A 13177-nucleotide genomic window follows, 5' to 3' on the forward strand; every position below is an offset into this window, starting at 1 on the left:
TTCGGAGGTTTCGTACATGTTTAAGCCACGTGGGGAAATGCTCTGGTACATTCCAGACGGCTATATCCCGGAGATTAGTTCTGGTCAGCTAACGAGCCATGAATCCATCTGCGTGCTGAACACCGCATCAGAGGATGCGCTGCTGAGAATTACGATCTTCTTCGAGGATCGTAATCCGATGGAGGATATTATGGTCGTTGTCCCAGCAAGACGTACTAAGCATATTAGAACGAGTACACTCCAGCAGGAAGGGACGCTGATTCCGATCGGCGTTCCTTATGCCATAGAGGTACAGAGTGATATACCTATCATTGTGCAATACAGCCGGTTGGATTCAACGCAGGCAGAGAATACACTGATGTCCGTAATGGCGCATCCAGTTACTTAGCTCATACAAGGGGGAACAGGCGTGCAACACAATGTGAAGAGCAATTATGAAGCGGCTAAAGAATTATATGCAAAACATGGGATCGATGTGGAACAAGTATTAAGTCGTCTTGAGAATATCAAAATTTCCATGCATTGCTGGCAGGGAGACGATGTTCGGGGCTTCTTGAACAAGGGCCAGGATTTAACTGGAGGGATTGCAGTAACGGGTGATTATCCTGGTGCAGCGAATACACCTGACGAATTACGCTCTGATCTGGAGAAGGCATTTTCCTTAATACCCGGTAAACATAAAGTAAATCTACATGCGATCTACGCGGATACAGATGAGAAGGTTGAACTAGACAAGATTGAACCAAAGCACTTCCAGAAATGGGTGGATTGGGCTAAGGAACAAGGTCTAGGTATGGATTTCAACCCGACTTGCTTCTCTCATGAGAATTCGAAGGATGGGTTCACATTAAGCCATCAGGATGGCGAAATTCGTCGGTTCTGGATTGACCACTGCAAAGCCTCGCGCAAAATCGGTGCTTATTTCGGTGAACAGCTTGGGCAAACCTGTGTAACAAACGTATGGGTTCCCGATGGCTTTAAGGATGTTCCTGTCGATCGCTTGTCGCCAAGACAGCGTTTGAAGGACTCCTTGGATGAAGTGTTCGCAGAACCATTGAATCCGGCACATAATTTGGATGCAGTAGAGAGCAAGGTGTTCGGTATCGGATCGGAAGCTTATGTTGTCGGTTCCCATGAATTCTACATGGGTTATGGCATACAGAATAATAAGCTGATCTGTCTGGATGCAGGTCACTTCCACCCAACAGAAGTCATTTCGAATAAATTGTCTTCCCTTGCACTGTTCTCGGAAGGGATCCTGCTTCACGTTAGCCGTCCAATGAGATGGGACAGCGACCATGTGGTCACAATGGACGATGAGTTGATCGAAATCGGCAGAGAGCTTGTCCGTGGTGATCTACTAACTAAGACGCACATCGGCCTTGATTTCTTCGATGCGAGCATCAACAGGATCGCTGCATGGGTCATCGGCACGCGTAATACGATCAAAGCGCTACTTCGTGGGATGCTTGATCCTATCGAGGCTTTGAAGAAGGCTGAGCTTGAAGGCGACTATACAACTAGACTTGCTCTAACTGAGGAATTCAAGTCTTATCCATTCGGAGCAGTATGGGACTACTATTGCGAGAAGATGGGTGTTCCTGTTCGTGAAGAGTGGCTTACAGAAGTAAAAACATACGAGCAAGAAGTGCTGTTGAAACGCGGCGTTTAACATAAGATAAGGGTGATACAAGTTGTCGAATATTCTCGCGTTTGATCTCGGGGCGAGCAGCGGTAGGGCGCTGCTTGGTCGACTTGTGGACGGCAAGATCGAAGTAGAAGAAATTCATCGTTTTCCTAATGATCCAGTGCAGGTGGGAGATCGTCTGCACTGGGACATCTTACGACTCTATCATGAGATTAAACAAGGACTATTGAAAGCCAAGCATCAAGGAATCGAGCTACAAAGTATGGCGATCGATTCTTGGGCAGTTGATTTCGGTTTTATTGGTAAGGATGGCGAACTCGTTGGCAATCCCTATCATTACCGAGATCGTCATACCGAAGGAGCAATGGAGAGCTTACTTGCCGAGATTCCGGCTTCAGTTGTTTTCGCTAGGACAGGAATTCAGTTTCTGCCCTTCAATACGATCTATCAGCTGTACGCGCTTAAACAAGCAAACTCACCTTTACTTAAAGAGGGCAACCGGTTTCTGATGATTCCGGATTTACTAAGATACTTCTTAACTGGACAAATGCATAATGAATTCTCGAATGCGACTACGACCCAATTGTTCAATCCGAATACGGGAACATGGGATACCGAATTGCTACGAATGCTCGATCTGCCCAAATCCTGGTTCGGCGATATTTTGAAGCCTGGGGATCAAGCAGGGATGTTACGTGCATCCGTTTGTGAAGAGCTAAGTATTCCGTCTATTCCTGTCTACGCAGTTGCAGAACACGATACTGGCTCTGCGGTTGCAGCAGTTCCAGCTACTGAGAAATCATTCGCTTACCTAAGCTGTGGTACTTGGTCTCTCATGGGAACTGAAGTGAACAAACCTGTTATTCATGATCTCGCGCAGAAGTTAAACTTCACCAACGAGGGTGGAGTCGGGGACACTTACCGTTTGTTGAAAAACATAATGGGCTTGTGGATCCTTCAGGAATGCCGGAGAGAATGGGAGAGAGCAGGAAAATCTTACTCCTTCCCCGAATTAGTACAAATGGCAGCGGATGCGAAGCCATTGACTATTTTCATCGATCCGGATGACGCTGTGTTCCTTCCACCTGGGGATATGCCAGCGCGAATTGCTCAATATTGCACACAGACAGGTCAACAAGCTCCAGCAACAGTAGGAGAATTTGTCCGTTGTATATTGGAAAGCTTAGCTATGAAATACCGTCACGTATTCGAATTAACGGAACGGCTGTCAGATCAACCGTTTAACGGTTTGCATATGGTAGGTGGCGGAATTCAGAATACACTTCTGTGTCAGTGGACTGCCAATGCCATTGGCAAACCCGTATGGGCGGGGCCTTCAGAAGGCAGTGCCATTGGGAATTTGGTCGTACAATGGATTGCACAGGGCAAATTCGCAGATATATGGGAAGCTCGTCGTGCCATTCGTGATTCCTTCCCGGTGGTTGTATATGAACCAGAAGATCAGACGGCATGGAAAGAGTCATATGTGAGATTCTGCAAGTTGACTGGTCTAGCGGAATAATTGGTTGTTGAAAAGAGGGAAGACATGCTGGTTGCGGAACGCTATGAGAAAATTGTAAGCCTAGTTAACGATAGAGGAAGCATTCGCGTTTCCATGCTAAGCGAGCTGTGCAATGTAACAGAGGAGACCATCCGCCGTGATTTGGATCGCCTAGAGCAAGCGGGTCGCCTACGTCGTTCTCATGGTGGTGCAGTTAGCATTAAGGATATGCCGCAGCATCCGGAAATTCCTTACTCCGTTCGTGAGATCATGAACGCAGATGAGAAAAAACGGATTGCACTTGAGGCGATCAAGCGGATTGCTCCAAAGGATCGTATTCTTCTGGATGCAAGCTCGACGACTTGGTATATGGCTGCTGATGTTCCTGATGTTGCACTTACCGTGCTTACCAATTCGATCAAAGTTGCGACGGAGCTTAGCAATAAGGAAAAGATCGAAGTGATCTCAACCGGTGGGATTCTCGCTCATCGATCGCTATCCTATGTTGGACCTTTAGCGGAACGCTCCTTGGATGCCTACCACGTGGACAAAGTATTCTTATCTTGCAAGGGAGTTCATCTGGATCGCGGAATTAGTGAGTCTAATGAATTACAAGCACGAATTAAGGAACGCATGATTGGTATGGCGGACGAGGTCATTTTATTAGTGGATTCTAGTAAATTTGGGGTTCAAGCCTTCACGCATGTTGCCGATCTGTCGGCCGTGCATGTGATCATCACCGATCGTAATATGCCAACGGACACCATTGAACAATTGGAAAGCCGTGGGATTACCGTGATTACGGTTTAATTAACGACTATTGCCAGTCCTTAGTGACTGGCATAGCCGTTTTATTTATTCCAACTTGTCTGATAACCTGATAATATTAACATTAGAAGAAGCGGAAGAGAGGTGCCATAATGAAAGTTTCATTATTTGTTACTTGCTTAAGTGATGCGATTTATCCCCGTGTTTCGGAAGCGATGGTTAGATTGCTAGCCAGATATGGTGTGGAGGTTTCATTCCCAAAAGTTCAAACCTGCTGCGGACAGCCCGCTTTCAATAGTGGGTATTGGGATGATGCTCGCACCACTGCCAAAACAATTATTGAAGCGTTTGATGATTGCGACTTTGTGATCGCACCCTCGGGCTCTTGTACTTACATGATCCATCACTATCCGAAGCTATTCGAGGACGATAAGGTGCTACATGAGAAAGCCATTAAACTTCAAAATAAATCCTATGAGTTTACTCAATTTCTAATTCATGTCCTTGGTGTGTCAGATGTTGGGGCCACTTTCCCACATAAAGTCACTTATCATCCTTCCTGTCATGGAAGTCGACTTCTCGGAATTCAAGATGAACCGCATGCGCTTATGAGCAAGGTTAAGGGCTTGGAGTTCGTTCCTCTCCCGTTCGCAGAAGACTGCTGTGGGTTTGGAGGTACTTTCGCAATTAAGATGTCGGAAATATCTGGTGCGATGGTTTCTGAGAAGGTCGATCATGTCAAAGAAACAGAAGCAGAAGTACTAGTCGGCTTGGATATGGCGTGTCTAATGAATATTGCGGGTAACTTGCGTTATCGTAATGAGCCGGTTCGAGTAATGCACTTGGCAGAGCTTCTATATGAAGGAGTGAAGCAGGCATGAGCGGAGCATCAGGTCACTCTAAGGGATCAAGTGTGAAGGATCGTGCAGACCTTGCGCTGAACAACGAGTTTCTGCGTAAAGCAGTCAAGTACACGACGGAGAAGCTAAAGGGCGGCAAGCTTAAAGCCATGGAAGAGCATGGAAACTGGGAAGAGTGGCGGGAAAGAGGCAAGCAAATTCGTCTTCATACGATTGCTCATCTGGATTACTATTTGAATCTCTTTGTTGATAATGCGCGGGCTAATGGGGTACATGTTCATTTTGCCAATACGGCGGAAGAAGCGGTTCATATCTCGTTATCTATTGCGGAACGTAAAAATGCGAAGTCAGTCGTGAAATCCAAATCGATGGTTACGGAGGAGCTACACCTTAATCATGCGCTTGAATCGATTGGTGTAGAGCCTGTGGAGACAGATTTGGGTGAATATATTATCCAACTTGCGGGGGAAACTCCTTCCCATATTATCATTCCAGCCATTCATAAAAACCGGTATCAAATTGCGGATCTATTATCTGCAGATGCGGGTGAAACCCTTGAACCCGATACTAAAGTGCTAGCGGGTTATGTCCGTAAGAAGCTACGCGAGAAATTTCTCGAAGCCGATATCGGGATGACGGGCTGTAACTTCGCAATCGCGGAGACAGGCTCAATGGTGTTGTTCGAGAATGAAGGAAATGCTCGAATGGTAACAACTGTTCCCGAAACTCAGATTACACTCATGGGTATGGAACGGATTATTCCTTCTTGGGCCGATCTCGAAGTCATGGCTACATTGCTTCCTCGTTCGGCTACCGGACAGAAACTGACTGTCTATATGTCTGGAATCACAGGGCCGCGCAGATCAGAAGATGCTGACGGACCGGAAGAAATGCACATTATCATCGTAGATAACGGACGCTCCTTACAGCTTGGAGATCCTGAGTTCCAAGAATTGCTCAATTGTATTCGCTGCGGCGCGTGCTTGAATGCATGTCCGGTCTATCGCCATATTGGCGGTCATGCTTATGGGGGGACTTATAGCGGTCCTATCGGTGCCGTACTCACGCCTTCCTTGCAAAAAAATATTGCCGAGTGGGACGATATCGCGAATGCGTCCAGTCTATGCGGAGCTTGTTACGAAGCTTGCCCGGTTAAGATTCCATTACATGAAATGCTCGTATATCTCCGTAGACGTAAAGTTGAGGCAGGACACGGCAACAAGCTAGAATCAGCAGGAATGATTGGCTTCTCCAAGATCATGTCTAATTCCGCAAGATTCAAGGCTATTCTGAAGCTAGGGAAGATGGGACAGAAGCTTGTCGCGCGTAACGGAGAAATTCGCTTGAAGGTTGGTCCGCTTAAAGGCTGGAATAGCCATCGTGTAACACCGAGCCTACCTAAGAAATCGTTCCGTGATCAGTGGGGGACTATGGAAGCTGAAATTCGCAATGGTTTACAGGAGATGGCACCAGATATGAAAAACCGCATGGAGCAAATCGTAAAAAATCGGGAGAAAGGAGGCGGCAATGGACATGGGCACAGCTAATCAATCACATCAGGAATGGCTTAAGGAAATGGAAGCAGCGTCGCGTGCTAAACAGACGAGTTTTATTGATGGAATATCTGCTAAGCTGAGACGACCAATGGTTACAGAGCCCCCTCGTCATCCCTTCAGGGGAGCGCCTGACTTCTGGAACGCTTATGAGTGGGGCGAACAAGAGCGTATCGATCGGTTCACTGCGAACTTCCTGAGTGTTGGCGGCCATGTAGAGCGTCTAGCTACGATGGAGGATGCGCAACGCTTCATCACAGATAAGGCTAACGAATTAAGTGCTAAATATATCGTTCGGCAAAATCAGCCAGAGCTTGAAGCTTTGAATCTAGAAGGAGCTCTACCCGATGCCCAAGTATCGGTATGGAATAGTGATCCGGAGCAATTCTGGAAAGCTCGCGCAGCGGAAGCGGATATAGGAGTAGTCATTGCAGATTATGCTGCAGCTTATACAGGCTCCATTACCGTGCTTTCCTCCAAGGATAAAGGACGTTCCGTGAGCTTATTGCCTACAGTTCTAATGGCGATAATCCCCGTGGAGCGATTGAAAACGCGCCTTGGTGAAATTATGGTCCATTTCGATGAAGGTGGACGTGCAAGCCTGCCAGCAGGCATTCACTTCATCTCCGGTCCAAGTCGTTCAGCTGATATCGAAAATGATCTGACGATCGGCGTGCACGGACCTGGGGTTGTATATGCCCTGATTGTTGGCTGAAACGGAGGCATGTCGAATAATGAATATGACCCGGTTAACGAAACGGAATCATTATGAAGAAATCAAAGATCAGCTACTACAAATGATCTTGGACGGGAAGCTTAAGGTCGGTGATAAGCTTCCATCGACGAAGGAAATGTCTGAGAGCTTTGGGGTTGGGCGTTCTACGACAAGGGAAGCTTTAAGCGCCTTGAAGGCGATGGGACTCATTGAGATTCGACAAGGTGGAGGCTGCCGGGTCATCCATACCGTGCCTACGGAGTTCGCGATACCAGAGTTAGATTCATTACGGATTAACAGGAATACTTTATTGGAGCTGCTGGAAGCACGGCAATCCCTAGAAGTGTCCAATGCCTCCATTGCGGCAATGAAGCGAACAGATGCGGATTTAGCGGAATTCGAGACGCTGATTAAAGCGATGGAAAGATCAATCGGGCAAGATCTGGAGGGAGAACGAACTGACCTCTTATTTCACCTCACACTAGCGAAGGCTACGCATAATTCGATTATGGTCCGTTTATTCGAATCCATAGCGAATCAGCTAGAAACGGCCATTCATGAGGTTCGCAGGGTTGAGCTGTATGCCAACCAGAAGGTTGCAGAGCAGCTTTACTTGGAGCATTCTGCTATTTACGAGGCGGTTCGTAAGCAAGATTCAGAGCTTGCTGCGAAGAGAATGAAGAAGCATTTGCAGCATGTGGAGAATATCCTGACGAAGTATATTTAAACCTTTAGAGCGAGCATGGGAGATGACCCTGCTCGTTCTTTTTGTGTGAATTGTTAAAAAGATCTGGTTAGAAAATGCCAAGCTATGAATTTCCCCCAGAAATCCCTATAATAATATCATTATCGTTTTTACAAGAGAGGATTTTTCCGATGAATTTCGCCAGCAAGCTTGTTCAGAAGGTCAAAGATCGTTTCGTGCAGCATAAACTTAAATCTTATACAGACAAGCTACGAGAGATCAGCAGCTTTAATGTGCAATCGTGGGACGACGGACGGCTGCAAGCTGAGTCATTAAATTTAAAGAAGAAAGCTCAAAGCGGAGTATCCTTGGATGAATTACTCGTGGAAGCTTATGCAATAGCCGGAGAAGCAGCCTATCGAGTGCTTGGAATGCGTCCCTTTGACGTGCAATATCAAGCAGGAGCAGCTCTGCACGAAGGTAATTTGGTTGAAATGCAGACGGGTGAAGGTAAGACACTTGCTGCAGTTATGCCAGCTTACTTGAATGCCCTGCAGGGAAAAGGTGTACACGTTCTGACGTTTAACGATTATTTGGCTGGTCGCGATGCTGGTTGGATGGGACCGGTTTATCGTTTTCTTGGCTTGACGGTAGGCTTCGTTAAGGATGGAATGACGACAGAGGAGAGACAGCAGGCATATGCGGCTGACATCACCTATGTGACGGCGAAAGAAGCTGGATTCGATTATTTACGCGATACGATTGCGATGAAGACGAGTGATATCGTCCATCGTCCGTTTAATTATACGATTGTGGATGAAGCCGATTCGCTCTTAATCGATGAGGCACGTGTACCCCTCGTCATCGCAGGGGAAGTTGCCTCCACCGGAGGCGATGGAAGCCGGATGGCAAATCTGGCTAGAGAGCTTACATTAGGCGAGGATTATGATTTCGACGAGAATAAGCGGAATGTGTTCCTCACGGAAGCTGGCGCTGAGAAAGCCGAGCAGAAGCTACGAAGCGGCAATCTGTACGAGTCTCATAATAGTCATTTGTTAACGTCATTAAATTGTGCGCTACATGCAGAATCTCTCTTAAAGAGAGATGTCGATTACATGATTCGTGACGGTAAGCTGGAGCTTATTGATTTATACACGGGTCGTGTCGCAGAAAATAGACATTGGCCGGATGGACTACAAGCTGCAGTTGAAGCTAAGGAAGGCATGGTATCGAAGTCATCCGGTAAAATATTGGGTACAATAACTTTACAGCATTTGTTGAGCTTATATCCGAAGATTAGTGGGATGACGGCAACAGCTCAAGATTCCGCTGATGAATTCGAGGAAACGTACGGACTAAGCGTCGTTGAAATCCCACCGAATCGTCCACGGATTAGAGTTGATTACGAGAGCCGCATCTATACGCATAAAGAAGCAAGACTCAAAGCGTTGGTGAAAGAAATCGCGGAGGTTCATACTACGAAACGACCGATCCTCATTGGAACAAGTAGTGTGGAGGAATCGGATCAGCTCGCAGAGCAATTGAAGAAAGCGAATGTTCCGTGTCACGTTCTGAATGCCAAGAACGATGAGAAGGAAGCCGAGATCATCTCTAAAGCAGGAGAGCTTGGTGCAGTTACTGTATCTACGAATATGGCGGGACGTGGCGTCGATATTCGCCTTGGTGGCGGCGAGGTGAAGCAAGCGGATGAGGTTGCTCGTCTTGGTGGGTTATATGTGATCGGTACGCATATGAATGAGAGTGCCCGCATCGACAATCAATTAAGAGGGCGCGCCGGACGTCAGGGAGATCCAGGGTCATCGCGATTCTATGTGTGCTTAGAGGATGAGCTCATCAACAGGTTTGGAATAGAGAAGGCAATTCCTGCGTCCTATCGAACGAAAAAGCAGGACGAGCAGTTGGAAGCGTCTGTGTTCCATAAGAAGATGGATCATATTCAACGTGTAGTTATGGGACAGAACTTCGAAATGCGCAAAACCTTAAACAAATATTCGGATATGGTTGAGGAGCAACGTCGTATTCAGCATGAGCAACGTGAATCGGTATTAAACAATGTTGATTCCTTGAGCTCTACGGAAAGATACGTCAGGCTGTATCATATGGATCGAAGCTGGTCTGACCATCTGGCTTATGTTTCTTACATTCGAGAAGGCATCCATTTGGAAAGCTTAGCGAATCGAAACCCAGTCGACGAGTTTCATCATCGGATCATTCATGCGTTCGAGCAGTTACCAGAAAAAATTGAGAAGGAAACTGCCAAAACACTAACTAAATTGAATACAAGCGACTCTAAAGAGCAGATTGATTGGGAGAAGGAGGGGCTTAAACCTCCGGCCAGAACTTGGACTTATCTCATCCAGGACCAATTCATGGAGAAGAAGACGAATATTTTCGGGTTATAGAAATGAGGTTGGCTCATGAACGTACGAAAGATGAGATTGTTCGATACCGAGAACATCCACTCCGGCGAAGACCGTGATGAATATGAGAAGGATTATGCCAGATTGATTCAGTCTCCTGCGTTCAGAAGACTGCAAGGAAAGTCGCAAGTATTCGGCGCGGGCTCTGGGGATTATTACCGAACAAGATTAACCCACTCGCTCGAGGTTTCCCAGATTGCCAGAGAAGTTGCGCGGCGCTTGGGTAAACAGTATTCCTTCTTAGCAAAGAAGGAGCATCCTGGATTAATGATCGATCCGGAGGTCGTAGAATGCGCATCGCTTGCGCACGATCTAGGACATCCACCATTCGGACATAAAGGGGAGGAGGTACTAAACCGCCTCCTTCAGGAAGAGCACGGCTTGAAGTATGAAGGGAATGCGCAAAATTTCCGGATTCTCATGTTTCTGGAGAAGCGTGCTGGAAGTGATAGCGGCTTAGATTTGACCGCTTCGGTATTGCTTGCGATCAACAAATATCCTTATTGCATCGATGAACCGGGAAAGCTTAAGGGCGTATACCGTAAAGAGTGGGAAGGTATTGATTTTCTTCGCCAAGCTTGGGGAATGCCTGGAAGCTCTGCTACTCTTGAAGCACAGCTGATGGATCTATGTGATGATATTGCCTATTCCACACATGATCTGGAGGACGGAATTCGCGCAGGGAAAATTCAGATGGATCGCGGATTTTTCGAGGACGACCGGTTAGTCACGCATGTGATTCAGGAAATCATTGATGATCCAAGCTATTCCGAAGCCAATTGGGAGAACATCGACCAAGCGGCTATGGTGAAGCAAGTGCTCATGAATTATCTCGAACAGTGGGAAACCATCTACGCAGAATGCGATCGCGAGCCTTCGCGAACTCGAAGAGAGATGAAGGCGCGGTGGGTAAGGAAGTTCGCCAATGAGGTTGGCATTATCGATGATCCTATTACGGGGTGGAAGAAGATCACTTTAGTTCGTGATGGCCAGCAGAACGTGGAATTAATGCGTACAATTGAGATCCTGAAAAAGCTCGCTTGGGTAACGCTTATTAAGGATTTCCGGGTACAACGGCTACATAAGCGAAGCGAGGTCATGATCGAAAGATTATGGGGGAGCTTCAAGAACTATGAGACGGGACGACTGATCATTCCACCGGACTGGTTGGGAAGCTACGAAGCGCAGAAGGATACATGGTCATGGGAGCGGCTCGCAGCAGATTATATCTCTGGGATGACTGACGCCTATGCTGAGAAGGTGTATGCTGAATTTTTTGCTAGCCGCTCTGGCTCGATCTACGAAAGAGATTAAAATTTTGGACTTGACCCTGACACTAGTGTCAGGGTTTATACTGGATTTGTATCGATCGGCGGGGGGAATAGGAATGAGAATCGGGGAGCTATCCACGCGTACAGGAGTCAGCATCCGCTCACTACGCTATTACGAGCAACAGAAGCTGCTAACGTCTGTCCGTGAGGCAAACGGTTATCGGGAATATTCTCCCTTGGCAGAAGAGCAAGTGCGGACAATCCAGTTTTATTTGACTCTGGGTTTATCGACGGAGCAAATCGCCAGTTTCCTTACTTGTGTATTGAAGAACAAGGAAGCATTTTGCGAAGAAGTCCTTCCAATCTACGAGCAGAAGCTAAAGGAAATTGACGATCAAATTCATCAACTCACGCAAATCAAATCGAATTTGGAGGACCGTATCCGATCCATACAGATAAGTTAATCTATCCCGTATTGGAGGAGTTACAGTGAATATGCTTGCGGTTAATGACACTACCTTTCGAAGTCACATCAAGCAAGAAGGTGTTACTATGGTGGATTTCGGCACACATTGGTGTCCTCCGTGTAAAGTGTTAAAGCCTATCCTAGATGAGCTTGGTAGCGAATATGGTGAGAAGCTAGCAGTGCTTGAAGTGAACTGTGATGAGTCTCCAGCAGTGGCATCCGAGTACGGGGTGATGTCGATGCCGACCGTAATCGTTTTCCATAACGGCGTTCCCGTTGATAAGTTGATCGGATTACGTCCGAAGTCGGTGTACGAAAGCTTGTTAACGAAATATGTGTAAGTAGTCTCTAACTCGTGAAAAAAGCCGCAAGATTGCGGCTTTTTTGTTGTTTTTTAAGCAAAAGTTGCCTATCATGGAGAAGACACATGAAAAGAGGAGCGCTACGATGCATATCGATTTAACCAATAAAACTGTTCTTATAACAGGAGCAACGGGTCAATTAGGTCGAGTAATGGCAAGAACACTTGCGAAATGTGGAGCAAATATTGCCATTCATTATCGGAGTAATGAAGCACAAGCGCATGCCCTACAGGACGAGATTCAAGCGATCGGAAGCCGGACTACAATTGTACAAGCAGATATCACAAATTCAGATTCCGTCCAAGCGATGAAAGAAATCATCCACCAGCAGTTGGGTACAGTGGATATCGTCGTTGCTAACGCGGTTATTCAATACGAATGGACAAGTATTCTCGAGCAATCTCCGGAGGATTATGAAAGCCAATTTGATTCTTCTGTGATGCAGAGTGTATATCTAGCTAAAGCGTTCGCACCCGCCATGATTCAGCAAAAATGGGGCAGGTTCATCGGAATTAATACAGAGTGCGTGATGCAGAACTTTCCAACACAATCTGCATATGTTGCTGGTAAACGTGGGATGGACGGCATTTATCGGGTATTGGCTAAAGAAATCGGTGAACATCAGATTACTGTTAATCAGGTGGCGCCAGGCTGGACGATCAGTGAACGTGATCGTGAGAACAACACAGAGCATAGTGAGGCTTATGAGCAGACAGTGCCGTTGAAGCGCAGAGGCACCGATCAGGAGATCGCGAACGCAGTGGCTTTCTTAGCATCAGATTTAGCTAGCTTCATCACAGGCGCTTATCTCCCAGTTAGTGGCGGTAACGTCATGCCCTCGATCTAACCAGTCTGTGTCATAACTAGACTTTCGTCTAAGGTTATAACTTGACTCCTAACCATTTAA

General features: G+C 46.7%; 13 protein-coding genes. All 13 read left to right on the plus strand.

What is annotated here, in order from left to right; all coding sequences use genetic code 11:
• Positions 1-16 precede the first annotated feature (16 nt).
• The 13 genes from M1K58_RS04875 to M1K58_RS04935 all read left to right on the plus strand — a co-directional run bounded on the left by M1K58_RS04875 (position 17) and on the right by M1K58_RS04935 (position 13117).
• Positions 17-388, plus strand: a complete 372-nt coding sequence (locus M1K58_RS04875) for a sensory rhodopsin transducer (protein WP_256757530.1) — start codon at positions 17-19, stop codon at positions 386-388.
• Positions 389-409: 21 nt separating this feature from the next.
• Positions 410-1672 carry an L-rhamnose isomerase gene (gene rhaA, locus M1K58_RS04880; RefSeq protein WP_256757531.1) on the plus strand — a complete coding sequence of 421 codons (1263 nt, stop codon included), beginning with the start codon at positions 410-412 and terminating at the stop codon, positions 1670-1672.
• Positions 1673-1694: 22 nt separating this feature from the next.
• The gene (locus M1K58_RS04885) at positions 1695-3170 is read left to right on the plus strand and encodes a rhamnulokinase (protein ID WP_256757532.1); all 1476 of its coding nucleotides are present in this window, start codon (positions 1695-1697) and stop codon (positions 3168-3170) included.
• A gap of 24 nt (positions 3171-3194) precedes the next feature.
• Positions 3195-3959 (plus strand): DeoR/GlpR family DNA-binding transcription regulator, encoded by a 765-nt coding sequence (locus tag M1K58_RS04890; RefSeq protein ID WP_256757533.1) that lies wholly within the window; start codon positions 3195-3197, stop codon positions 3957-3959.
• Between the two features lie 110 nt (positions 3960-4069).
• Complete coding sequence (locus tag M1K58_RS04895) at positions 4070-4798, plus strand: (Fe-S)-binding protein (protein WP_256757534.1); 729 nt, start codon at positions 4070-4072, stop codon at positions 4796-4798.
• Positions 4795-6324, plus strand: a complete 1530-nt coding sequence (locus M1K58_RS04900) for a LutB/LldF family L-lactate oxidation iron-sulfur protein (protein WP_256757535.1) — start codon at positions 4795-4797, stop codon at positions 6322-6324. The genes M1K58_RS04895 and M1K58_RS04900 overlap by 4 nt, the downstream gene beginning before the upstream one ends.
• Complete coding sequence (locus M1K58_RS04905; protein ID WP_256757536.1) at positions 6305-7045, plus strand: LutC/YkgG family protein; 741 nt, start codon at positions 6305-6307, stop codon at positions 7043-7045. The genes M1K58_RS04900 and M1K58_RS04905 overlap by 20 nt, the downstream gene beginning before the upstream one ends.
• 19 nt (positions 7046-7064) lie before the next feature.
• Complete coding sequence (locus M1K58_RS04910) at positions 7065-7772, plus strand: FadR/GntR family transcriptional regulator (RefSeq protein WP_256757537.1); 708 nt, start codon at positions 7065-7067, stop codon at positions 7770-7772.
• 149 nt (positions 7773-7921) lie between these two features.
• Complete coding sequence (locus tag M1K58_RS04915; RefSeq protein WP_256757538.1) at positions 7922-10153, plus strand: preprotein translocase subunit SecA; 2232 nt, start codon at positions 7922-7924, stop codon at positions 10151-10153.
• Positions 10154-10168: 15 nt separating this feature from the next.
• A complete protein-coding gene (locus tag M1K58_RS04920) occupies positions 10169-11485 on the plus strand; it encodes a deoxyguanosinetriphosphate triphosphohydrolase family protein (protein ID WP_256757539.1) in 1317 nt (438 codons plus the stop codon).
• 73 nt (positions 11486-11558) lie between these two features.
• Positions 11559-11906, plus strand: coding sequence for a MerR family transcriptional regulator (locus tag M1K58_RS04925; RefSeq protein WP_256757540.1), 348 nt, complete (start codon positions 11559-11561; stop codon positions 11904-11906).
• Positions 11907-11931: 25 nt separating this feature from the next.
• Entirely contained in the window at positions 11932-12249 is a 318-nt protein-coding gene (locus tag M1K58_RS04930; RefSeq protein WP_256757541.1) for a thioredoxin family protein, read from the plus strand.
• Between the two features lie 106 nt (positions 12250-12355).
• Positions 12356-13117, plus strand: a complete 762-nt coding sequence (locus M1K58_RS04935) for an SDR family NAD(P)-dependent oxidoreductase (protein WP_256757542.1) — start codon at positions 12356-12358, stop codon at positions 13115-13117.
• Positions 13118-13177: the final 60 nt, after the last annotated feature.

The sequence above is a fragment of the Cohnella sp. WQ 127256 genome (assembly GCF_024519285.1).
Lineage (GTDB): Bacteria > Bacillota > Bacilli > Paenibacillales > Paenibacillaceae > Cohnella.